The sequence below is a fragment of the Spirosoma luteolum genome (assembly GCF_054778875.1).
Genome location: NZ_BAAGZE010000018.1, coordinates 50,792 through 75,024, shown reverse-complemented (window position 1 = coordinate 75,024; position 24,233 = coordinate 50,792). Strand labels below are relative to the sequence as shown.

At 57.6% G+C, this 24,233-nt stretch carries 19 protein-coding genes; 7 read left to right on the top strand and 12 right to left on the bottom strand.

Annotated features, from left to right (window positions below; all coding sequences use genetic code 11):
• Window positions 1-18 precede the first annotated feature (18 nt).
• From ACYVAC_RS16880 to crcB, 3 genes are all read right to left on the bottom strand, one after another.
• Entirely contained in the window at window positions 19-2,892 is a 2,874-nt protein-coding gene (locus ACYVAC_RS16880; RefSeq protein WP_461098931.1) for a TonB-dependent receptor, read from the bottom strand.
• A gap of 212 nt (window positions 2,893-3,104) precedes the next feature.
• Entirely contained in the window at window positions 3,105-4,526 is a 1,422-nt protein-coding gene (locus ACYVAC_RS16875) for a M14 family zinc carboxypeptidase (protein ID WP_461098930.1), read from the bottom strand.
• 96 nt (window positions 4,527-4,622) lie between these two features.
• The gene (gene crcB / locus ACYVAC_RS16870) at window positions 4,623-5,012 is read right to left on the bottom strand and encodes a fluoride efflux transporter CrcB (RefSeq protein ID WP_461098929.1); all 390 of its coding nucleotides are present in this window, start codon (window positions 5,010-5,012) and stop codon (window positions 4,623-4,625) included.
• 119 nt (window positions 5,013-5,131) lie between these two features.
• Between crcB and ACYVAC_RS16865 the strand changes: the two genes are divergently transcribed.
• Window positions 5,132-6,451 carry an APC family permease gene (locus ACYVAC_RS16865; protein ID WP_461098928.1) on the top strand — a complete coding sequence of 440 codons (1,320 nt, stop codon included), beginning with the start codon at window positions 5,132-5,134 and terminating at the stop codon, window positions 6,449-6,451.
• Window positions 6,452-6,459: 8 nt separating this feature from the next.
• Here the strand turns inward: ACYVAC_RS16865 and dacB are convergent, their stop codons facing one another.
• The 3 genes from dacB to msrB form a co-directional block, all read right to left on the bottom strand.
• Window positions 6,460-7,752 (bottom strand): D-alanyl-D-alanine carboxypeptidase/D-alanyl-D-alanine endopeptidase, encoded by a 1,293-nt coding sequence (gene dacB, locus ACYVAC_RS16860; protein ID WP_461098927.1) that lies wholly within the window; start codon window positions 7,750-7,752, stop codon window positions 6,460-6,462.
• 73 nt (window positions 7,753-7,825) lie between these two features.
• Window positions 7,826-10,489 (bottom strand): T9SS type A sorting domain-containing protein, encoded by a 2,664-nt coding sequence (locus ACYVAC_RS16855; RefSeq protein ID WP_461098926.1) that lies wholly within the window; start codon window positions 10,487-10,489, stop codon window positions 7,826-7,828.
• 170 nt (window positions 10,490-10,659) lie between these two features.
• Window positions 10,660-11,067, bottom strand: coding sequence for a peptide-methionine (R)-S-oxide reductase MsrB (msrB, locus tag ACYVAC_RS16850; protein ID WP_461098925.1), 408 nt, complete (start codon window positions 11,065-11,067; stop codon window positions 10,660-10,662).
• A gap of 126 nt (window positions 11,068-11,193) precedes the next feature.
• On the opposite strand from msrB, the gene ACYVAC_RS16845 reads away from it, so the two are divergent.
• Together ACYVAC_RS16845 and ACYVAC_RS16840 are read left to right on the top strand one after the other, a co-directional pair.
• Window positions 11,194-13,125, top strand: a complete 1,932-nt coding sequence (locus ACYVAC_RS16845; RefSeq protein WP_461098924.1) for a RecQ family ATP-dependent DNA helicase — start codon at window positions 11,194-11,196, stop codon at window positions 13,123-13,125.
• Between the two features lie 151 nt (window positions 13,126-13,276).
• Window positions 13,277-13,714, top strand: coding sequence for a DUF2141 domain-containing protein (locus tag ACYVAC_RS16840; protein ID WP_461098923.1), 438 nt, complete (start codon window positions 13,277-13,279; stop codon window positions 13,712-13,714).
• A gap of 84 nt (window positions 13,715-13,798) precedes the next feature.
• Here ACYVAC_RS16840 and ACYVAC_RS16835 read toward each other — a convergent pair whose 3' ends face one another.
• Window positions 13,799-14,665: a M12 family metallopeptidase gene (locus tag ACYVAC_RS16835; RefSeq protein ID WP_461098922.1), complete on the bottom strand. Its 867-nt coding sequence runs from the start codon at window positions 14,663-14,665 to the stop codon at window positions 13,799-13,801.
• A gap of 351 nt (window positions 14,666-15,016) precedes the next feature.
• Between ACYVAC_RS16835 and ACYVAC_RS16830 the strand changes: the two genes are divergently transcribed.
• From ACYVAC_RS16830 to ACYVAC_RS16815, 4 genes are all read left to right on the top strand, one after another.
• Complete coding sequence (locus ACYVAC_RS16830; protein ID WP_461098921.1) at window positions 15,017-15,883, top strand: SDR family oxidoreductase; 867 nt, start codon at window positions 15,017-15,019, stop codon at window positions 15,881-15,883.
• Between the two features lie 20 nt (window positions 15,884-15,903).
• The gene (locus ACYVAC_RS16825; RefSeq protein WP_461098920.1) at window positions 15,904-16,494 is read left to right on the top strand and encodes a gluconate 2-dehydrogenase subunit 3 family protein; all 591 of its coding nucleotides are present in this window, start codon (window positions 15,904-15,906) and stop codon (window positions 16,492-16,494) included.
• Between the two features lie 69 nt (window positions 16,495-16,563).
• A complete protein-coding gene (locus tag ACYVAC_RS16820; RefSeq protein ID WP_461098919.1) occupies window positions 16,564-18,141 on the top strand; it encodes a GMC family oxidoreductase in 1,578 nt (525 codons plus the stop codon).
• A gap of 93 nt (window positions 18,142-18,234) precedes the next feature.
• Window positions 18,235-19,578, top strand: coding sequence for a family 1 glycosylhydrolase (locus ACYVAC_RS16815; RefSeq protein WP_461098918.1), 1,344 nt, complete (start codon window positions 18,235-18,237; stop codon window positions 19,576-19,578).
• Window positions 19,579-19,606: 28 nt separating this feature from the next.
• Here ACYVAC_RS16815 and ACYVAC_RS16810 read toward each other — a convergent pair whose 3' ends face one another.
• The 5 genes from ACYVAC_RS16810 to ACYVAC_RS16790 are packed head-to-tail and all read right to left on the bottom strand — an operon-like array spanning window position 19,607 to window position 24,185.
• A complete protein-coding gene (locus ACYVAC_RS16810; RefSeq protein WP_461098917.1) occupies window positions 19,607-20,803 on the bottom strand; it encodes an outer membrane beta-barrel protein in 1,197 nt (398 codons plus the stop codon).
• A gap of 19 nt (window positions 20,804-20,822) precedes the next feature.
• Complete coding sequence (locus tag ACYVAC_RS16805; RefSeq protein ID WP_461098916.1) at window positions 20,823-22,073, bottom strand: hypothetical protein; 1,251 nt, start codon at window positions 22,071-22,073, stop codon at window positions 20,823-20,825.
• Window positions 22,074-22,085: 12 nt separating this feature from the next.
• Window positions 22,086-23,024: a DUF4097 family beta strand repeat-containing protein gene (locus ACYVAC_RS16800; protein ID WP_461098915.1), complete on the bottom strand. Its 939-nt coding sequence runs from the start codon at window positions 23,022-23,024 to the stop codon at window positions 22,086-22,088.
• On the bottom strand, window positions 23,021-23,641 hold the full coding sequence (locus ACYVAC_RS16795) for a hypothetical protein (RefSeq protein WP_461098914.1): 621 nt from the start codon (window positions 23,639-23,641) through the stop codon (window positions 23,021-23,023). The genes ACYVAC_RS16800 and ACYVAC_RS16795 overlap by 4 nt, the downstream gene beginning before the upstream one ends.
• The gene (locus tag ACYVAC_RS16790) at window positions 23,631-24,185 is read right to left on the bottom strand and encodes an RNA polymerase sigma factor (RefSeq protein WP_461098913.1); all 555 of its coding nucleotides are present in this window, start codon (window positions 24,183-24,185) and stop codon (window positions 23,631-23,633) included. The genes ACYVAC_RS16795 and ACYVAC_RS16790 overlap by 11 nt, the downstream gene beginning before the upstream one ends.
• Window positions 24,186-24,233 lie beyond the last annotated feature (48 nt).

Below are 24,233 nucleotides of genomic sequence, written 5' to 3'. Positions count from 1 at the left end.
GCATCGTTAAGGTACTCGTCAAGGCACAACAACACGGCGGCCGAAGGTGTACACGCCCGTCAGGGTTACGTACTGACCGCGCCGGTAGTTAATGTAGTTCTGATCGGCATTGGCACTGCGCGATGTTACGTCTGGTCCAATCTTCCGGTCACCGTTGAAATCCTGGGCGTACCGGAAGGGAGCATTGAAGATGTCCTGGATACCAAGCCGCAGTTCAAACTGCTTTTTGATGGTTTTGCTGATATTAAAATCCACCACATGCCGCGGCATTTCGTAGGTGGTTGGATCATCGATGTTACCCACCAGGAAAATCCGGGGACCCGCTACGTTATACAGCAGGTTATACTGCCAGCCCGAGGTTGGGTGTGCGTAGTACAGACCCAGGTTGAGAAGGTAAGGCGATTGGTTGGCCAGCGCACGATTCCGGTCGGTACTGTTACCAAACCGTTCTACAGCACCGCTAGGACCGGTTGCCTCGATGATGTCACCCGTTGTTACCCGGCTGTTGATAAGCGATGCGTTACCTACGACCTGTAAGTTTTGTAAAAAGGCACTCCCCGAACCGGCAAATCCTTTTCTGAACTCGACCTCCACCCCGTAGTTCCGGGCGGAAATCGCATTGGTAAACGTAAACTGGAACGCACCTGGAATCGGGATCAGGAACGACTCGATCGGGTTGGTAAAATGCTTATAGAAGCCGGTGATCGAGATCAGTTCATTTGGGGTGGGGTAAAACTCGTACTTCAGATCGAAGTTCTGAATCGTAGCTGTTTTGAGGGCCGTGTTTCCCCGTACTTCGAGTTGACGCGCAAAATCGTAGTAGCGGAAAGGAGCCAGTTCGCGTAGTTCGGGACGGTTGACCGTTGCCGAGTAGGCCACACGAAGATTTTGCTGCTCGGTTAGCTTATACGTAAAGTTGACCGATGGCAATGGGCTGAAAATGTTGTTGTTGACCAGTGCCCGGTTTGCGTTGGCCAGGCGCAACGTCTGGTTGTAAAACTCGCCCCTGAAGCCAAGCGTCAGATTCGCCTTAGCACCAAAGTTTACATCGCCCGACACATAGCCAGCAGCATACGTGCTCTGACCGTTGTACGAGTCATTGTCGACGGTACCATCCTGCAGGCTGAAACTTCCTTCGCGGCCGGTTACGTTTTCGGGAGCAAATGCTTGTCCAACGCCCAGTGCACTGATACTGTTGATCAGACCGACACGTTCGTAGCCGTAGAAGCGGGCGGCAAAATCGCGGTTACGATGTTCACCGTAGAAACCGGCCCGGATGCGGTTTGGCTCCCGGTCGCTGGGACTACCCAGCGTGTGTTCGTAATTACCAATCAGCGAACCGACCTGCTCGTTGAGTGCCGAGTAGAACCGACCTACGTTGAGTGGGTTTGGCTGAACCGGAACGTTGAGCCGAAACGGATCGGGTTGCCCGTCGGCGCCGATAGATCCCTGAGTGCGGGTGTACTGAGCCCGTTTCCAGTCGGGCTCCCAACGACCTGAATAACTATAAGCCGCAATCCAGTTTACTTTCGTCAGCTCGCTCAGGGTATGCTCGCCAGACACCTGTGTGTTTGCGATGCTGCGGTTTTCAAACCGTTCCGAGTAACTCAGAATATCGACGCCATCGATAACGTAGCTGCCATTACGAACGACGGTTTCGGTCGAACTCAACTGGTTGAAGAGTGTTTTCCACTCCAGCGTGAACGCCGGCGAAAAGCGGAACGTCCAGTTGTGCAGCAGACCGACGCGGGTAGAGCGGGCGTAGCTGGCATCATTGTACTGCTGCTGAACGTCGTTGGCCGTCGTATTTTCGTACAGTCTCAGATCGACGTTGGTAGCCTGGTTGGTGACGGCGTAGTTTAAACTGGTCAGGTTGCTGACACGTACATTGCCAAGGTCGAACCGGCGACCGGTATTCAAGGCGAACCGAACGTCAGGCAACGCCGAAACCTGCCTGATACCCCAGTTATTGGGTAACAGACGAGCATATGAGGCCCGCCGGACAGTACTCAGATTGTTGAAGTCGTTGGCACGCTGCGGAAAACTGCTTGGAATCTGCTGATCTTTTCCCCACAGCCCTAACAGGTTCAGACCGCTGCGTTCGTGCGACTGGACCTGCTGCCCGGTTGTGCCGGGGCGGTAACCGATCGTCAGCCCAACGTCCGTGAAGTTCTGGTCGGGTCTGCGCTTGGTGTAAATCTTGATAACGCCACCGGCGAAATCACCAGGCAGTTCGGCCGAACCGGACTTATAGACAATCATCCGATCGAGGATGTTGCTCGGCACAATATCGAATGAAAATGAACGCGACTCTACTTCGGTCGACGGGGCGATAACGTCGTTGATCAGTACGTTGTTATACCGTGTTCCCAGCCCGCGGATCAGTACGAAGCGGTTGTCGACGATACTGACGCCGGGCACGCGCCGGATGGCGGCTGCGGCATCGCGATCCTGCGATTTCTGAATCTGCATGGCCGAGATACCCACGGCAATCGGCTTCAGCTGTTTGATTTCGGTGATGACGGCAATCTCGGTGTTGGTTGCCTTGTTGGCCCGCACCACTACTTCCTGCAGGGCGGTGCCTTCTTCGTCGAGCTCGGTGTCGATCACCGTGGTGTTGCCCGATTCAACCCGAACGTTGGGAATTTCTTTGGTCTTGTACGAAACGTACGAGATAACCACTTTTTTGGTACCTGCCGGTACATTGGCAATTGTGAATGCCCCCTCGATGTCGGTGGTGCCGCCCAGCTGCGTGCCGTCGATGCGCACCGTACAGCCAATCAGGGCTTCTTTGGTTTTACCGTCTTTGATCGTGCCCCGGACAGTGCCGGTCTGTGCCCAGAGGGCGGAACCCAGTAGCGTAAAGAATAGTGTTAATACAGAACGTGTCATCGGTTTCATTTTGGTATCGCTTTCGCGTCGCAAAACTACCCGCCCAATATTACGCCAACATTAACGTCCTATTAACCATGGGTTACCATTTACTCATTCGGCAATTCGCTATTAATCAATTAATTAACACAAAAACCAGAAACCAGTATTAATTTTGTTTTAATAGAGATTGACCCCTCAACGTTCGGCCTCTGACGAGGTTGACCCCTCATTTATTCGGTCACCCCGAAGCGCTCCGTATTGGTAAAGCGTGGGCCCTCGGTCCAGAAGCCGTTCACAAACCAGTACCGAATCTGATCGCCTTCTTTCAGCAGAAACGTGGGTACCTGCCCCAGCACCAGGGGTTTAGCCGGCGCCTGCGCCGTGCGCATAACGTGAACGGGCAGATCGGGGGCTACCGCCCGCGCCGATGTTGTTCGTACCAGCAACGTACCCTGTTGTCGCAGCGAATCGAGGTCGAGCTGGCGCAACTCCGCTTCTGACGCAACCGGACTGCCGTGTACGCCGGCGGGGGTCAGCGTCAGGCCCGTCGCGTCGATTTCGTCGAGACCGTAAAACGTTGAGAGGTCGCCGATCTCCTCGACAACGCTCCGGTAACGAAACTGCCGGGCTTTATCGGTATTCACTTCATAACGGTTGATTCCTACATCGACCCGCACCGGCCGGCCGTTGCGCAGGGTAGTGGCGTTTCGGATCAATACATCGAACAGCGTACGGCCATTTTCGGGAATAGCCGCGTAGTCGGCCGGGCTTTCCTGGCGGTAGCTGTCGTCGGTAAGCGCCTGCAACGCCGTCAGAATAGCCACAAAGTTCAGCTGCCGGATAATCATTTTTTCCGGGTCGCCCTTGTAGCCGCCCGATTCGATCAGCACCAGCGTGGTGCCCCACTTCTGAATGTTATCGCCGAAGGCCCGGGGCTCGAACTCATCATCGTAGCGGGCTACCTGGCCCGGCACAAACTGCTGCAACGCCCGGTTCATACCTACAATGAGCTGCATCGACCGCCGGCGCACCTCGTTGACCGACCGGGCCTGATCGTAGGCCGTAGCCAGAAACGACACAACTGCCTGTTTGCCGGTGTTGCCGACACTGTAGCGCGGATTCTGGTCGTGCAGGTTGAAGCCGACGAGTGGTTTCAGGGTCTGCTGCAGGTTTTTCAGCAAGGCACCCTCGGGGGTTTGTAGCCGGAGGGCATCGCGGTTCATGTCGATATCGCTGGCCGTTCGGCGTTGAAACCGCTCGGCGCCATCGGGATTCAGCATAGGCACCGCGTACAGCGTCAGTTTGCTCAGGATTGCCTGCCGCAACGTATCGAACGCATCGCCATCGGCGCTCAGAAACCGGAACAGGTCGAACAGGGCCATCGTCGCCGTTGCTTCATCGCCGTGCATCTGCGACCAAAGCAGCACGTTGATGGGCCCCGTGCCGGCCTTCACCTGATAGATAGCCCGTTTCTCAAGCGACGCTCCGATCTGGGTAATGGTGAGGGGCGCCTGGTTCCGCAGCGAATCGAGCAGGGGCACCATGTCGCTGTGTTTGAACCGCCGGTGCGTCAGCGCCGACTCCTTATATATACTGTGGGCATCGAAAAGCCGACGCGCCATATCCTGAGCCGAAGCTGCCGTTGCTGTCATAAAAAACCACAAAAAAACTGCGCTCATCGGCCGCGCTAACTGGCTTGCCTTGCGGGCCATCGGAGCGACAGACAGAAGCAGTTGCATACAAATCGGTTAGAGTTTGGTACTGAGCCACAGGCCCATTGCCGATGCCAGCAGGCAGAGCAATACATTGAGCGCTATGTTGAGCAGAGCCGCCACCAGTCGCCCCTGTTGCAGCAGAAGCACCGTGTCGTTACTAAAGCTGGAGAACGTGCTGAGTCCTCCGCAAAAGCCAACCCCAAGCAGCAGCCGCAGGGTATCGCCCCCGGCGCGGCTGGCCGCCCAGCCGGTTACCAGCCCGAGCACGACACTGGCCAGCACATTGACCGCCAGAATAGCTACCGGAAACGGCGAAATCAGGAGCGAAGCCGGTAGCAGCCGACCCGTCAGGTAACGGAGTAGACTACCCAGCCCCCCGCCAGCCATCACCAGCACGTACGGATGCGCGAGTACACTTCTCATGCGGGCAAACTTACGAAAAAGCCCTGCCCAGCCAACGTACGGGGCGCAGCAAGGTCCTTTTTCGCTATCATTGCAGCCTTACTCCTCCTGACCTCCCGGCCATACGCGGCTGGTTTCCTATGGCCAAACACGGACTGAAACGATTACTGGGTGTAGGCTTCGGCATTGCCGTTACCATCGGCGGCACCATTGGCACGGGTATCCTGCGCAAACCGGGGGCCATTGCCCAGCAGATCAGCAGCCCCACCCTCATTATTGGCGTGTGGCTGCTGGTGGGCGTTTATGCGCTGGTCGGGTCGCTGTCCGTTATCGAGCTGGGTACCATGTTGCCTCGGGCGGGTGGCTGGTATGTCTACGCCCGGCGGGCGTTCGGCAACTACGCCGGGTTTATCATCGGTGTGAGCAGCTGGCTGGGCAGCGTAGCGGCCATGGCCTTCGGGGCATCGGTTATGAGTGAGTATATCGGCCTGCTGATGCCGGTGCTGGCCGGCCGGGAGAAACCCATTGCCATTGCCATTCTGCTGGCCTTTGTAGCCTTCCACTGGGCAGGGGTTCGGCTGGCCAGTCGGGCGCAGGAAGTGATGAGTCTGCTCAAAGGGGCGGGCCTGCTGGCCTTCGTGATCGTGTGTTTTCTGGTTACACCCGCCACACCAGCGCCCCCGGTCACGGCACAGACCGTGGCCGAAAACGGGCTATGGCTGGGCATCCTGGCGGCCCTCCAGGCCGTTTTTTACACCTACGACGGCTGGCACACGGCGGCTTATTTTACCGAAGAAGACGTTGATCCGAGCCGCAACCTGCCCCGGTCGATGATCAGCGGGGTACTGCTCATTATCGGTATCTACGTGCTGGTCAACCTGGCCATTCTGCATGTGCTGTCGATCGATCAGCTGGCGGGGGCCAAACTGGCCGCGGCCGATGCTATCCAGTTGCTCTTTGGGCCCGGTAGCGCCAAGGTGGTGACGTTTCTGCTGATGGTCTCGATCATGGGCATTATCAACGCCCAGATCATGTTCAACCCCCGCGTTATCTTCGCCATGGGGCGCGACGGGCTGTTTTTTCGCTTTGTTACCTACGTCAATGCCGGCGGTACGCCCGCGTCGGCGGTGCTGCTGACGGCGGGTATGTCGATCGTGCTGATCCTAACCAACACCTACAGCAAACTCTCCGACATCGCCACGTTTTTCTTCGTACTCTGCTATGCGTCAGGCTTTGCGTCGCTGATTCGGCTGCGGCAAACCGAGCCCGAACTAATCCGGCCGGTGCGGGCCTGGGGCTATCCGTTCTCGACCTGGACCCTGCTGCTGGCGTCGCTCGCTTTTCTGGTGGGCGTTATTATCGGCGACTTTTCGAGTTCACTCTATGCCGTCGGGTTTATCGTCGTCAGTTACCCGATTTACCGGCTAATCGAGGCCCGTAGCACGCCCACACCGCGCTAAACTGGCATTCAGAAGGCTTCGTGTATGGCACGCAGCAGATCTGCCGTGCGTCGGCGCATCTCGCCGACGGGCTGGGTAAAGTTGTTGTTCATGATGCTGAAGGTCAGCAGTCGCCCCCGCCGGGTCTGGATGTAGCCACTCAGGTTATACACCCCACTCATGGAGCCCGACTTGGCCCACACGTACGGCGCGCCCGGCCCCGACCCCATACTACGCAGCGTACCCGACTGCCCGGCGGCCGGCAGCAGGCTGAAAAGCCGCTGCTGCGGCACCCGGGCCTGAATACGAGTCAGCAGGTCGATCAGGGTATTGGGCGTAAACAGATTATACCGCGACAGGCCCGACCCGTCGACCCATTTGGCCCGGCCCGCTGGTACCCGCATCACGCTGTCGAGCAGGTAGCGCCGGATAGCGGCTCCATCGAGTTTAGTATCGCCCCGCTCGGCCGAAGCCATCAGCAGCACCTGCTCGGCAAACTGGTTATCGCTCACGTGGAGCATGCGTCGATAGAGCGAATCGGTGGCCGACCCGCGCCGTATTCGGGCATCAGCCGGTTTCGGCCGGTCGATCACGCCTACCGGCCGATGTAGCGTATCGCTCAGTAGCTGTGCGGCCAAACCAGCTGACCATCGGAACGGTACATCCTGCCGAAAGGGCCGCACGGCCGCAGGCCGCCGAAACTGGTTCCGGTCTTCGGCCCGCCGAACGCCCTCGGCCGTCCGCATCGACGCCACTACCTGCGTGCTGTCGGCAAAGCGCCGGGGCCGCACGTACACAGCCGATTGCCGATCGGGCGAATCGAACCGAACTACGTTGCCGTAGATTGGCAGCGACGCCAGTTCGACCGAATAGTCGTCGTTATAGTCGTCCCACGCCCAACCGGGACCCAGGCGGGGGCCATCGTAGGTTGCCGGCGAGAGAAACAGCTGCCCGGGCTGGCTGCGCAGAAAGGCCAGCACACTGGTGTCGGGCAGGTCGGGGTGGAGCAGGAGCGGGTTGCCCAGCCCCCATACCAGCAGCGAATCGGCCCGGCGGGCGTAGGCGATGGTGGGCAGCGAGTCGGGCAGAAACAGCAGTCCGGCGTAGAAACTAACTAGCTTGGTGTTCGACGCGGGTATAAAGGGCCGGTCGGCCTGGTGCTGCAGCAGGCTCTTATGGCGAACAGGGTCATACAGCGCCACCCCCATCAGATGATCGGTATAGGCCGGCTGCGTGCGTAGTAAGCGGCTGATTTGCCGGGCGGGCGAGCAGCCTGCCAGCAACAAGGCAGCGACAAGAAGAAGACCGTAGATACGTGTCATAAACAAAGCGGGGGCCGATCGTCTGTACAAAACCTGTACGATCGGCCCCCGATGGCTATAGTTGAGCGATTGACTATCTGGCAATAATGACTTTCTGGGTCAGCGTGGCGTCGCCGGTACTCAGCTTCAAAAAGTACAGGCCCGAAGGCAGGCCCGTCAGATCAAGCTGTTCGCTGATCTTGGTTCCGCTCACCTTCAGCGTCTGTTGCCGCAGGGTTTGCCCCGTGGGGCCCGCAATGGTCAGGCCCGCTGCACTGACCGATTTTGCCAGCACGGCTTCGATCCGCATCAGGCCGGTTGTTGTGACGGGGTTGGGATACACGGTAAAGGTGCCGGAACTGACCGGCTCAGCCGCCAGCACTGGCGGTGGCGGGGGCACCTGAATTTGTAAATTGTCGATAGCCCAGCCCCAGCCATGAGCCAGCTGGTCGGAGAACAGCCGGAATCGAATCAGCACCTGATCGTTGGCCCGGAAGAAGCCCGAGCTCTGCAGAAATATCTCCCGTGGTTTATAGAGCGTTGGCGTACCCACCGTGGTCGAGTTGGTTTCGCCGGTGGTCTGGTTCGTCTGCGTCGATCGGTTGTAGGCGGCCAGCCAGTCGGCCTGGTCGCGCGAGTCGTAGCCATCGATAAACGGTTTCCAGGTACGGCCAAAGTCAGTTGAGCCCTCTACAATCACATAATCGTAGAAGTTGTCGCTCCCGAACGTCGAACCTGCGTCCCCCGGCTCGACCAGTACAATCTCGTTGAAGCGGATGGTGGCACTGTCGGGACTGGTTTTAAGCCGGATTGGGGCCAGCAGTACATATTCGGCATTGGCCTGATAGCGGAAGTCGGTACCGTTCTGATACGGGTGTTCGGAGTGGATGGCCGGGTCGGTAAAACCGGCCGGCGTAGCCAGTCCGAAGCGGTAGCCGGCAAAATCGCTGGCAGTGGCCTGGTCGGCAAAGGTATTGGTGTAGCGGTCGCGGACGGCCAGCGGTGCCACCACGCTCAACTCATAGAAACCGGTTTTAGGGCTGACAACCTGATTGCGGGCCCGCGATGAGTCGAAAGCAACCACGCGGTAGGCAATTTTGTCGCCCGCCTTGAGCGAATTGGCCGGAAATACCACCCGACCCGTGTAAATGCTGTCGTACTGAATACCATCGACTACTGGCTGCGTAAAGCGCAGCGGCAGGGCCGGCCGCGCCACGCCGTTAACCTGATATTCTACATAGGCGGTATCGACACCCGTGATGCGATCGTCGGCAATAAACGCCCGCACCACGAGCGAATCAGCGACGGCCGGGTTGATGATAAAGTTTTTGGGCTGGTTGAACTGGATAACGGGCGGTACATTGTCGGGGCCAAACTGAACGCGGTGGAGCAGCTGCGCATCGGCGGGCGACTTACCGGGGTTGGTAAAGGTTCGGCCAGAGGCATCCTGAGCCTGAAAATAATACCAGATGTCGCCCGTGGCCGTAGCTGCAGGCATGGTGTAGGTGTAAGTATCGGTAGTACCCGCCACCAGCGCGGGGCTAACCGAAGTAAACGTATTGTCGGTACTGGTGGGCGGTCCTTTGCGGTAAAACAGCTTGATGGAGTTCGGTACCAGCGTGGTGTCGCTCACCACCCGCGTTCTGAATACCACATCCTTCACGTCTTCACTACTCACCAGCGGCTCATGCAGCACCGACGTTGTTTTCCACTCCATATCGGCGAAGAAATTAATGACCAGCGGGCCGGGCGTATGAATGGCTTCGGCATTGCCAATCTGGGGCGTCATAAGTGAGTTGGTATCCTTGGCCAGATACGTCGCTTCGTCGAGGTGGTAAATACTCGACCCCCGGTCGAATACCGACGGAGCATAGATCCTGGCCTTTGTCTTTGCCTTCTGCTGTAGCACCGGCCCGTTGATAAACAGGTTGCCGCCCGTCAGCTGCCGGTAGAGGGCATTGGACCCAATGGGGTACTTGTCGGTGCTCGACACCAGCTTTTCGCCGGCGCCATTCTCGATAAAATGGTCATACACAGCCGGAAAATTAGTTACGAAATCGGCCGTAGTGCCCGTCGTTGCGTAATAACCGATGAAGCCCAGCCCATGCCCGATCTCGTGCAGCACCACCGTTACCAGATCGGTCTGGTTGGCCGGCGTTTTACCGTCGAGGCCGAAATACCAGTTGTTGTTGCGGCTGAAGCGGGCGTTAATATCCGACGAATCGGGGTTGTTGAGGGGTCGGCGGGCAATTTTTTCAGCCAGCGCAATGGGGTAGATGCCCCGCCCTTTTTGCGTGCCATCGCTGGCCAGCCGGATTTCGGCCGGTCCGGCCGACCCCAGTATGCCGGGGCTCAGCGAAACCCATTCCGCCTTGATCCGGATGGGTACGGGCGATACGATGATGCTCGACCAGATATCGACGGCATACTGAAACGCTTTCTGAGCCTCGGCCGTAAAGCCCGTGTAAGTAACGATAAAGGTAGAGGTAGCCGCAGCCCGGCGCGCGCCGGGGTTATTGTAGTTTTTGAGGAAGGTTTCGGGAGGCAGCACCCGCGTAAATTCATCGCGGTTGCTTTTGTAGCAGATCGTTGTTGGGGCCTTGAGAGGCTGCCGGGTGGCCCGAACAAACTGTTCGTAGGCCGTGGAGCGGGGCGATTTGCCGACCGGCTGGGCAATGCCGATACGCGTCAGCAGCAGTGCCAGCAGCAGCAGCCCGCTTACCCGGCGCGTCCGGGTCATTAATTGGCAGAAAAGCATGAAACAGTAGAGTTAGGCAGTCGATATGCAGTTAAGTCTGTACTGGAGCGTCGGAATGACGTCCATTGGCGTTGAGCTGGTTTCTGTGGCTCCGGCCGTATAGCCGACCTAAAGTAGCCACAGAAACCATCAAAAGAAAGCCTGTTTGCTGCATTAACGCTGCCGGCGCTCTATTCTGTACGATCGGCCCGTTTCAGCACCAGCGAAACCGAATTGAGGCAATAACGCAGGCCTGTTGGCGGGGGACCATCGTCGAATACGTGACCCAGGTGGGCATCGCAGACATTGCACAGCACTTCGATGCGCGACATACCGTGGCTATAGTCCCGTTCGAGCCGAATGCGCTCCTGCTCAATGGGTTCGGTGAAACTGGGCCAGCCCGTACCCGACTCAAATTTGGTGGTCGATTCGAACAGTTCGGTGCCGCAGCATACGCAGGCGTAGAGACCCGGGTCGTGGGCTTCGCAGTATTCACCCGTGAAGGCCCGCTCGGTACCTTTGCCCCGGGCCACCCGGTATTGTTCGGGCGTGAGCAGCTGCCGCCACTCCTCGTCGGTTTTGATTACTTTCTGAATCATATCGTTGACTGAATTAAGGCATAGTGCCTGTAAACGTAACCCAGACCAGGGCCGATTTGTGTACCCCTGTGCGTAAATTCGCCCTTACGATCTGCCCGCTGCTGACGCCGGGCCGGTCGTTACGTTATGACCACCCGACAAATTTTACAGCAATTCTGGGGTTACACTTCCTTCCGCCCTCTGCAGGAAGACATTGTCGACGCCGTACTGGCGGGGCAGGATACCCTGGTGCTGATGCCCACCGGTGGGGGCAAATCGATCTGCTTTCAGGTGCCGGCGCTGGCCATGCCCGGTGTTTGCCTGGTGGTTACGCCCCTCATTGCGCTCATGAAAGATCAGGTCGGGCAACTGAAACGACGGGGTATTCCGGCCGCAGCCATCTACGCCGGCATGCACGCCCGCGAAATCGATACCACCCTCGATAACTGCATCTACGGCAACACCAAATTTCTGTACCTCTCGCCCGAACGGCTGCGCACCGAACTCGTTATCGAGCGCGTAAAGCAGATGTCGGTATGCCTGCTGGCAGTCGATGAAGCGCACTGCGTATCGGCCTGGGGCTACGATTTTCGCCCGCCTTACCTGCAGATTGCCGAGTTCCGGGAACTGATACCGGCTACCCCCCTGATTGCCCTTACGGCCTCGGCCACCCCCGACGTGCAGGCCGACATCGTCGACAAGCTGGCCATGCGCCCCCACGACGGGCAGGGCACCCGCATATTCCGACAAACGTTTGCCCGACCCAACCTGTCGTATTCGGTGTTACAGACCGAACAGAAAGAAGATCGACTGCTCCGGATTCTGAACCGGGTGCCGGGCACGGGCATCGTTTACGTACGCAGCCGCCGGCAAACCCAGCGCGTAGCCAGCTGGCTGCAGCGTCAAGGCATTGCGGCCGACTACTACCACGCCGGACTCAGCACCCAAGAACGCTCGGACCGGCAGGATGCCTGGCTGCAGAACCAGACGCGGGTCATTGTCTCGACCAATGCATTCGGCATGGGCATCGATAAACCCGATGTGCGCGTGGTGGTGCACCTCGACCTGCCGGATTCGCTCGAAGCGTATTACCAGGAAGCCGGCCGGGCCGGACGCGACGGGCAGAAAGCCTACGCCGTGATGCTCTACACACCCGGCGATCTGGAGCAGCTGCGGCAGCGTACCGAACAACTGTACCAGCCGGTGGAGATGCTGCGCCGGGTGTATCAGGCTCTGGCCAATTACACGGCCGTGCCGGTGGGCGGGGGGCAGTTTGCCAGTTACGATTTCGATATGGCAACGTTTACCCACACCTATAGCCTGCCGCCGACCGAGACGCACTACGCCCTCAAGCAACTCCAGCTGGAAGGCTTCGTTCAGCTCAACGACAACTACTACCATCCATCGAGGCTGACCATTCTGCTCGACAACCGGCAGCTCTACGAGTTTCAGGTCATGAACCCCAGGCTCGACCCGTTTCTGAAAATGCTGCTGCGCTACTACGGGGGCGAGCTGTTTACCGACTTTATCACCATTTCGGAGTCGGCGCTGGCGCGGACGTTTATGATCAACCAGCCCGAGATTGTGGCCCTGCTCGAACAGCTGCATCAGCGGGGCGTGGTTGTCTACGAAAAACAGAAAGACAAACCCCAGCTTACGTTTCTGACCCCCCGGCTGGATGCACCAACGCTACCCGTAAACGCGGCCGAACTGAACCGGCGCAAAGAACTGGCCCTGCGCAAGGTCAATGCAGCCATTCTGTATACCGAGCACCCTACCCAGTGCCGAACCCGTCTGCTACAGGCCTACTTCGGCGAGCGCACGCAGGATCGGTGCGGCATCTGCGACAACTGCATCAAGCAGAAAAAGCAGGCGGGCACGGTCGACAATGCCGTGCGCGATGCCGTGCGGGCCTACGTAGCACTTGCCAACGGACCCGGTGTGTCGCCCAGGCAACTGGCCAGTCATTTTGCCCAGACGGGCGAAGATGTGTTGCAGCAAACCATTACCCTGCTGCTGGCCGAAGAAGAAATTCGCTACAACAAAGTGGGAAACCTGACCCTGAATAGTGCCTCCTGAGCCACCAGATTGGTAGTCAACAGGTACCGGGTCGTGCCATTCATCCCATACGCGTGCGGTTTGTCCCACGCTGTTGCGCAAGCCATCCCAAATAGCCTATGTTTGTCGGACCGGAGTAACCAGCCGGTTTCGCACTAAACCTGTTTACCCTATGAAAGCATTACTCGCTACGTTTGCCCTCCTGTTTACCCTGACCACGTGCTCACTGGCCGCTACGGTGCCAGCCGATTCGACCGGCAAAGTAACCGTCACCATCAATGGAATCACCAAACGCACGGGCAAACTACTGGTCGGACTGGCCACCGACAACAAGACCCTGATGGGGCAGGCCGCCATCAACCAGGTAATCGACGTACCGGCCGAAGGCAATGCTACGGTGGTGTTCCCCAGTCTGAAGCCGGGCCGCTACGCTGTGCGCATCGTTCACGATCTGAATAACAACGGCACCATGGACTTTTCGGGTCAGATGCCAACAGAGCCCTTCGGCTTCTCGAACGTAACCATGCTGATGGGACCACCCGAGTTCGATCAGTGTGCGTTCGATGTGCGGGACGACAAAACCGTTCAGGTAACGATGATGGAACTGTAAGACCCAGTTTGCCAATAACGCAAGACGGGCGCCGGTGGAAATCCACCGGCGCCCGTCTTGCGTTATTGCCCTGTGTTCCCGCTATCAGGGATACATGTATTTTACAGTGTTGATGTCGGCTGCCGACAGGGCCGTGCGCTGGGCCACAAACGTCGACCCGTCTTTTTTGGTCAGCGTAGGCAGTCCATTGGCCGAGAAATCGTACGAGCTGTAGAGCATGATCGAGTTGAAATCAAGACCGCCCTGGTAGTCGAAGCCATCAATTTTCCGCTCTACATACGTCTGAAAATTGATCTCGTAGCCTGAGGTCACATTGTTCATATTGACCGTTACGTAGCTGTTCCGGTCGGCGCGGGTGTGCTCATGGTACAGCCCGATGGTGTGGCCGATCTCGTGGATGGTGTTGCCCAGCGAGCAGCCCGTAGCCAGGTTTACATACTGAACGGTGCCACTGTACCCAACATTGGCCGAACAGCCCGAACCAGCCCGGAACACCACGTACCCAGCCTGATTGGTGCGTAACACAAAGCGCATGGGTGTGTTGGCCTGCCAGTGCGCAATGGCGTTCTTTACCCGATCCTGGTTGATAGCAGGCAGGGCCGGATCAATGGTGTAGTACACAACCTTACCTGGCCAGCGGCTGCTGGTCCTCGACCGGCCGGTGCCCTGTACGATTATGTCCGGATCGCTCTGCAGCTGCGACGACATCAGCAGCATGTCGCTGTCGAGTACATTTTCGCCCCCTACTTCCTGATACTGGATGGGCTGGCCATCCAGATAAGCCGTTTTTAAGACGCCTTTCTGACCCGGAAACGCTTCTTCAGCCTTCGTTACGGTTTGTTTCTGCGCAATCGGGTCGGCCCCTTCTCCATGGTCATACCATTCGGTAGTACAGGCACTCATCATCAGCGATACAACACTGGCAGTAGTAATCAATAGACGTGCGTTCATGACTATAGGGGGAAAAAATAGTTAGATAAAGCGTTACTTCGACCAAATATATGAGTCATCGATTTAATTAAACAATATGTTACCGAAAAGTTTTATCAATTAACTACATGATTTTCAACATGATAGGTTCTATAATACTGATAGACTTTACACGCAATGAGCCTGCCGCTGCGCCACACATTTTCGATTAAGTGTCTATACACCAATACATTAAAAGCGCATTAACGTCTGCCAATCGATCGGTATCTAGCCTCTGGGCAACAAAACAGTTGCGCACCCGGTTAAACCGCCAATCGATCTGCACCTATCCAACGGTACCGATCGCTTTACCAACTAACCGAGCGACTAGCCATGAGTACCACTCCCTTTCGCCCTACATCCAAAGAAATACCCGGTCAGCAGCAACCCTATCCGGCCAAACAGTCGGCCATGGACCCCGCACCGGCTACGGAACTGAACTTTTACAAGCCTGCGGGCAAACTCGCCAATAAGGTTGCCCTGGTTACCGGTGCCGATTCGGGCATTGGACGCGCCGTGGCAACTGCCTTTGCCATGGAAGGTGCCAAAGTAGCCTTCGTGTATAACCAGAACACCGACGACGCCAACGAAACCAAGCGCCTGATCGAATCGAAGGGGGGCACCTGTCTGGTTATCCAGACCGACGTTCGGGTAAAAGCCAACTGCGATGACGCGGTGAAGCAAACCGTCGACGCGTTTGGCGGGCTGAACATTCTTGTCAACAATGCTGCTTTTCAGATGGCGCAGCAGAAACTCGAAGACATTACCGAAGAGCAGTTGCGCCGGACGTTCGACACCAACATTATTGCTTACTTCTTCATGGCGCAGGCAGCGTTGCCCCACCTGAAGAAAGGCGATGCCATTGTCAATACCGGCAGTATCGTGGGTATCGTGGGGAACCCCATCCTGGTCGATTACACGGCTACCAAAGGAGCCATTCATGCATTCACCAAGTCGCTGGCCATTCAGCTGGGCGAAAAAGGCATCCGCGTAAACTGCGTGGCCCCCGGCCCCATATGGACCCCCAATATTCCCGGCACGATGCCCGTAGACGAGGTGGAGAACTTTGGCCACGAGGTCGCTCTGGCGCGCCCCGGACAGCCCGAAGAACTGGCACCCGCCTACGTGCTGCTGGCCTCGAACGATGGTAGTTTCATGACCGGTGCCATCGTTGAGGTGACGGGTGGTAAACTAGGCTAGTCTTTTCAACTCCTCTTTTCATGCACGATCATTATCCCAGCGGCACCGTACGGGCGCTGCTCCAGACCGACCAGGTAACCGACGCCACGCGGCAGGCCCTGACCGAACGACTAACAGCCCCGGCCCGACAGCCGACGTTTTTCACAGCCGACGAGTTTGCCCTGCTGCGGCAGGTTACCGACCGGCTGATTCCGCAGGATGAAGCGCGTATCGATCTGGCCGGCGGTATCGACGAGCGGCTGAGCGCCAACAAGTCGGATGGCTGGCGATACGATGTCATGCCCGCCGATCAGGACGCTTACCGACAGGGGCTGGCCGGAATCGATGAGAGTGCAACCCTGCTGTTTGGTGCCCCCTTCGGCCAGCTCGATGCGGCTCAACAGGATGCCGTCCTGACTGCCGTTCAAAACGGCACCGCACCGGGTACCGGCTGGCAAACGCTGCCGGCCGTCCGGTTCTTTGAGGAACTGCTGGCCGAAACCGTGTCGAACTATTACAGTCATCCGCTGGCGCAGGAAGAAATTGGGTACGTGGGCATGGCCGATGTACCTACCTGGCAGCGGATCGGGCTCAACGAGCGTGAAGACCGCGAACCCCTGCCCAACGCCTGACCCGTCGCCGTTCCCGACCAACCGGGACAAATCCTCCTACCTCAAGGGTGCCGGCTGGCGCCATCCGATATGACAACCAACGCGTTCAAACTTACCGACACGGTCGATGCCGTGGTTATTGGCACGGGGGCCGGTGGTGCCCCGCTGCTGGCCCGGCTGGCGGCCGCCGGCCTGCGGGTCGTGGCCCTCGAAGCCGGCAAACACTGGAACCCGGCCCGCGACTTTCCGACCGACGAGAAAGCCCAGGATAAACTGTTCTGGAACGATGAGCGCCTGAGTGCCGGCAACGATCCACTGCCGTTCGGCAGCAACAACTCCGGCACGGGCGTGGGGGGTTCTACACTGCATTATACGGCCTACACCCCCCGCGTTCAGCCCGATGATTTGCGTATTCATTCCGATTTCGGCGTGGGCGTCGACTGGCCGTTCGGCTTCGACCAGATCGAACCGTATTACGACGAAATCGAGCAGTTTCTGGGCATTTCAGGACCATCGCCTTACCCATGGGGGCCACCCCGCAAAAAAGCCTACGCGCTAGGTCCACTGCCCGTCAACGGAGCGGGGCAGCTTATGGAGCGGGGTTGCAAAAGCCTCGGCATCAAAACGTCGACCGCAGCCAACGCAGCCCTGTCGGCCGGGTACTATCAGGAGGGCGTTGGCCACCGGCCCGCCTGTGCTAACCGGGGCTTCTGCCAGGCAGGCTGTAATATTGGCGCCAAAGCCAGTATGGATGTTACCTACATTCCGCTGGCACTCGGAAAAGGGGCCGAAATCAGACCGGAGAGTTTTGTAACCCAGCTTGTGCGCGATGCCCGGGGCCGTATCACGGAGGTCGTTTATATCCGCAATGGGCAGGAAGAGCGTCAGAAATGCCACTATGTATTCCTGTGCGCCGGAGCTATCGAAACCCCGCGGCTGCTGCTCATGAACGGGCTGGCCAACAGCAGCGGTCAGGTTGGCCGCAACGTGATGGCCCACCCCGGTCTGCAAATCTGGGGCGAGTTTAATGAAGATATTCGGCCCTACAAAGGCATTCCGGGCGCCATCATTTCGGAGGATACGCACCGCCCGACCGATCCCAACGGGGGGCCGGCCGATTTTGTAGGGGGTTATCTGCTCCAGTCGATCGGGGTTATGCCCGTGACCTACATGCAACAGATGGCCCGCGGACGTGGGCTGTGGGGCCCGGCGCTCAAACAGGCGGCCTCGGCTTACAATCATGTGGCCGGCATCAACATTCTGGGCGACTGCCTGCCGCACGAGCATAACTTCCTGGAATTGTCAGATGAGAAGGATGTTCGGGGACTGCCCAAACCACGGGTGCATTTCACCAACGGCGACAATGAGGCCCGCATGACCGCCCACGCCGACAAGATTATGCGGCAGATCTGGGATGCTGCCGGAGCCCGCAATGTCTGGGCGTTCCCGCGCAATGCCCACGTAATCGGCACCTGCCGTATGGGAACCTCGGGCGACCAGTCGGTCGTCAACCCCGATGGTCAGTCATTCGACATTCCGAACCTGTATATCAGCGATAACTCTACGTTTCCCAGCGCGCTCAGCGTCAACCCGGCCCTGACCATTATGGCCGTAGCGCTACGCACCGCCGACCGGTTTCTAACCAATCGCAATCGACTCGACGCCTAACCGCTGAATCAATCACCTGCACACTTCTTTCAGGGTGCAGCCCTGTTTTTCGTCAATCAACAAATACTCCGGCAGCGAGCCGGATCTGTGGGCATGGCATCAAAAAAAGGATTTCTGGATATTATCACCCAGAAGCTGGGTAACACGAACTACGAGGGCGATCAGTTTGGCGGGGCCGGCGGGCACGACGGACGGGGCTTACCCGACGATTATGCCGGCAACTTCATGTTTGCTACCGGCATCGAATGTTCGTACCCGACCATCAAGAAAGGCAAAGTCCGGCGCGACCAGCTGCGCGAGTGTGGGCATTACGACCGCTACAAGGAAGACCTGGGGCTGGTGAAGGAAATGGGCCTCAACGTGCTTCGCTACGGGCTGCCTTATTACGACATTCACAAAGGGCCGGGCAAGTTCGACTGGAGTTTTGCCGATGAAGCCATGACCGAGATCAAACGGCTGGGCATCACACCCATTCTCGATCTGATGCACTTCGGTGTGCCCGACTGGGTTGAGAACTTCCAGAATCCGGAGCTGCCCCTTCATTTTGCCGAGTACGCCGAGGCTGTTGCCAAACGCTATCCGTGGGTGCGCTACTATACCCCCGTCAATGAGATTTATGTGACGGCCCGCATCAGCGCCAAAGATGGCGTCTGGAACGAGCAGCTCAAATCCGACAAGGCGTTTGTAACGGCCATGAAGCACACCGTAGCGGCCAGTATTCTGGGCACACAGCGCATTGCCAAGCACCGCAACGACTGCATCATTGTGCAGAGCGAAAGCGCCGAATACACTCACGAGCTGTACGCCAACCCCTCGCCCGATGTGTCGCTCGACAACGAACTGCGCTTCCTGTCGCTCGATCTGCTCTACGCCAATCCCCCTTCGGCCACGGTGGGTATGTACCTGCTCGACAACGGCATGACCCGTAAGGAGTACGACTGGTTTATGGCCGGTCAGCCACCGGGTTATCAGATCATGGGCAACGACTATTATGGTCGTAACGAGCGGATTCGGCTGCCCGATGGCTCGATTCAGATTTCGATGGACGTGCTGGGCTGGTACGAAATCACGAAAGACTACTACGAGCGTTACCGAAAACCGGTGATGCACACCGAAACCAATGTGTTCGAGGCAGAACTGGCGCCCATGTGGCTCAATAAGCAGTGGGTCAGCATTCTGCGGATGCGCCGGGATGGTGTGCCGGTGCTCGGATTCACCTGGTACAGCCTCATCGACCAGATCGACTGGGACACGCAACTGGGCGAGCAGAACAACCGGGTCAATGCCTGTGGCCTCTACGACCTCGACCGCAAGCCTCGCCCCGTAGCGGCTGCCTACAAGCAGCTACTGGAAGAGTTTGGTCAGATCACGATTGTACCTCATGCCGAGATGCTCGAGATCACCGACCGCCCCGCCCGGCTGAAAGTAGACGTGTAGACCCTATTTGTTTCAGCGCAGCATCTCCTTATGGGTTACTGCGCTGAAACGACCAGTTTACACCCAACTGGAAGCTGTGTAGTCCACCGTGTGGCGTTCGGGAAAGCTGTACCAGATCGCGCTGGTAGCGCAGATCAAGCGCCACCCGATTCGATAATTGATAGTCGGCCCCGGCCATCAACCCAACAACAGTATGTGGATCGACTGGCTGCGCAATACCGTCGATTTCGGAGTTGGCGTGCAACAGGGTAGCCACGTACGGGCCACTGTACAGATGCCAGCAGTAGGCCACCTCGTTCCGGAACAGCAGCGGTATTTCCAGATAGCCCAAACGAGTTGTGCCGGGCGGATACCGAAAGTTACCTACCTGCATCGCTCGTGTTCCGTTGTTTCGCTGCGCGTAATCAAGCTCTCCCCTAAACTGCCATGTCAATGATAGGGGTAGTTCTGCCCAAAGACCGGCTGTAGCGCCCCGGCCATAAATACCGGCTACCGACCGCTGATTAGTGGATACCACGCCTGCCGCCACCCGGAGGCCTGTCCGAAACCCCTCTTTCTCTATGGCTGCAAACCCCAACGCTTCGGGACTGAGCCCAAACTGGTAGCTTGTACGTAATCCGGTTGTCCATGCAGTTTGGCGGCCGGGCGCATTCAGGTAGGCGGTTGTCTGTATGCCCAGCGACCAGCGATTCGACAGCCGATAATCGTAACCAATGCCAACGAGGGGTGCTATCTGACGAATAACCGGCTGATTCAGTCGCGTCTGGTAGTATAGCGGACCGGATTGATTGTAATAGATCACACTATCTACGCGGGTTGTCTGGCTTCGGTAGGCCGATATGCCTACCCGAACTGATACCTGATGGTGTCGCGTCAAGACTGGGAGCAGCACAGCCGAAAGATCGAGCATCCGATCCATGCGCACATAAAATTGGTCGAGCCGGGCTGGATCGGGCAACCCATACGCGTTGGGCGCCAGCGTGAGTGGGCTGGTATTTGCCGAGCCGGCCCAGCCAATAGCGGCCGAAATACCGATACGGGGTTTCAGATAGGCTGTCAGCTGTTGTCGGGCGAACCACCCGTTCGGGTCGCTGTTGGGCAGGCAAGACAGCCCGCCACCCAGCTCCAGTTCAAACCGGGGATACGTTTCCTGAGCCGTTGCGCCACTGTATGTCAGCCCAAGCAGGAGTAGAGTGAACAGGTGATTTTGCCAAAACTGTTTCATGATGTCACGTTAAGTCATGTTAGAATCGATACCCTACCTGTACACCCGCATACACATAGTCGGTAGACAACCGTAGCCAGGGGCCTGTAATCAACCGATCCGATACAGCAAACTGATAATCGACCATACCCTGCCACTGAAGGTCTATACGGTTTACGGCCGATTGATCGGTCAGACTGACCACGCCACCCGATTGTCCTGAGTTGACCTGAACGCCTGTCTGATAAGCCAGCAGTGGACCGGCCGAGATCCCAACGGTATGCCGACGACTGTAAAGAGGTAAGAACCGGGCGGCTGTTACAAGTTGAACATCCATAGACTGACTCGGCAGCGATCCGCCCGACCGACGGAGTAGGTTGAGTCCGCCCGACAGTCCAAACCGTCGGGTCAGGTAACGTGTATATCGGTTTTCGTACAGAAAGGCACTGCCAATATCTTCACCCTGCATGCCACCGGCTATATGAATCTCATTGCGGTAGAAGGGAATTTCTTTGCTGATCCGTTCGTAAGCCCGGCTGCGTTTGCGGGTATTCAGCAAATGACTTTTCAGGGGGAATAGCCGGTACCCCACCTGTAGTGTCCAGGCCGCATTGTGTTGTCGAAGTGCGTACGGCTGTCCTTCCACAATAATATCGCTGAGCTGTGATATGAGCGTATTGCGATGCGTCAGATCAACTGTTAGTCCGCCAATGTCAACGCCGACACCCAGATAGGCTTCAAGGCCATAGGGTCGAACACTGTTTTGCAGTGCCTGAGCCACTTTACGGGCTTTCAATTCATTGGCGATTTGTGGGTCCTGAGGATTCGCTGTTAGCTGCCCTTCCAGCTCTTTGATGTAGTCGGCGTATTTATCCCCAGGTGTGTCGATGTAGTGCGCAACACCCAGTCCACCGCTCAGCCGAAGCCAGGGCAATGGCTTATACCCACCCATCAGCCGACCATCCAGCCGGAAGAGGGGCGTACCATCGCTCAGGCCAATGGCTGGCCCCGTAATGTAGTAGTTCAGCACCCGCTGCCCCATGTAGTTTGTTTCGGCCTGCCCGTACCAGCTTGGGCGATCGTAGCGGACAAACAGACCAGCGCCAACGGCATTTGCTTCGGGAATCTGGCCAAGCACAGCACTTACCGCTCCCAGGCGCACTTGGTTGGCCGTTTGCCGGTTCGACAAATCCAGATTGAAACGTGGCCCAAACGTCCATTCCTGGGCCGAAGCGGCCGCTCCGACCAGGCTCAACCCGACCAGCAGTATGCGTTTAAACGTGTTTTTCATAACGGAGTCAGATTATCGGTCGACTAATGAGGTGATGGTTTGTATCGTCACAGTGCCGTAGCTGTTTTCTACCTGAATTTCAGGTTTATGGCCCGGCGGCTGGTAGGTAAAAGTTTGTTTACTACCCAGTTTGCCCAGTTCGTTCTGCAACGCATCCGGCACCCGGATTTCCGAAAAACTGGTCACGACATCGTACTGAAAATCGGCCAGGCGCCGGGGCGTAATCAGCACATCGGTTCGGGCGGCCTCAACGACTAGGGTAGTCAGGCCCGACGCGGGCAGGACGGTCAGCTTGCCGTACCGACTCCTGATGCGGGTCGACCCCGTTAGTTCACGCAGAACGATGTCAGCTTTCTCGGCATTGATAGCCAGTACTGCTTTCACATCACGACCCTCGATGTCGCCATAGCTCGACTTTATGGTCAGCTTACCCCCAACCTCATCGAGTGTCAGCTTGCCAAATTCAAACGTCAGGTTGGTATCGCTGGTCAGGCTACTGATTCGCACATCGCCAAAAGCGTTTTTCAGGGTCAACAGCGCCCCGGTTGGTATACTGATTTCATATACGGCTTTAAGCTGACTTTGCACTTGGCCTGCTCCCCGGGGTACCACAAACCGATTCGACAGGTCAATATCATTTCCGGTCGACGCCAGCGTATACTGTTGATAGCTTACTTCCCGCTCGGCAACGGCCCGGTCGGCATGCTTGGCAATCAATCGTAGCCGAACCGATACCAAGGGGCGGCTCCAGCCATGAATAGTTATATCTGCTTTATCTGCTGCCAGCCGCACACGTTGTCCCGCCGAATAGGGGAGTTCCTTTTCAATCACTTTCGTGACAACCTGGAGTGTTGGCTGCGCCCGTGCCTCCCCGACTAAAAGCCCTAATCCCATAACCAGACCCACCCATTGTAGTGGCAGCGGCCACCTGACCCATACCTTCGTGTTCATGTGCGGAGCAGTGTTATGAGTTCTTTCGTTACTTCGGCGCGCTGATTTTCAACCGCTACCTGCGCCCGAATAAGGGCCGGATCGTTGCCGAACGTTTGCCGTTGCTGCGCCAGTCGCTGCTCTTGCCGGGTGAGTTCGGCCAGTTGGGTCCGTAGCTCGTGCACCGCCGGTTGCTGACAGGCTACCGTCTGAGCGGCACACTGCTGCTCGATAAAGGCGGCCGCCCGCCGATCGGCCTCGGTAACCGTAAACGGGGGGGGCGCTGTAACCACCGAACCGGTTTCGACGGCGTATTCAATCCGTTCGCCAGCCGACTGCTTCGATGGCCACGATAGCCAGACACCAACCATAGTGACGACCACAGCCGCAGCAGCAGCGGCCCACCAGGGCCGAAGCCGCACTACCCAGGTTGGCAGGGCAAGAGGCACGATCAAGTGTTCGGCCGCATCCAGTGACTGGGCGATGGTATCCCACGCATCGGGAGCCGGTTCATACTCGGGCAGGTCGGCCAGCACCTTGGTCAGCTGTTCATGCGACGTCAGATCGGCTTCGATACGGCTCCATAGGTCGGGGTGGGGGTCGTACTCGGGCAGGTCAGAAAAAGAATTATTGGTCATGGTTCAGACGCTGTCTAAGAAGTTTTTTGGCATAGCTCACCTGCGACTTCGAGGTACCCTCCGAAATGCTGAGCATACCAGCTATTTCGCGATGGGTATACCCTTCCACTTCGGCCAGTAGAAACACCGTGCGGGCTCCATCAGGCAGCGATCGTATAGCCGCATCGAGTTCGGCTTTGGTGAGCGTATCCGGCAACACAATCGGCTGATCGTGGACCTGCTCATCGATGGTCAGAAAGCGGGTTTCGATATGTTGTTTACGAATAGCCTGGCGTATTACAATCGTTTTCACCCACGCCCCCAGGGTCGACCGGAAGGCAAACTGATCGAGATTTCGAAACACCTCCACAAAGGCATCCTGCAAGGCATCGTTGGCATTGTCGTAGTCGTTGGTAATCCGATAGGCGGTCGAGAACATAGCCCGCTTGTACCGGTCGAAAAGTTCGCGCTGAGCCGTTCGGCGGTCAGAGAGTGCGGTTGTCGACAGACACCGGGCAACCAGAGCGCGTTCGAGTATGTCGGTTGAGGATGCCAAACGAAACATGCAGGGATTAGTGGTTACAGAACAAAGGGCAATGTGCAGCCCGAAAGG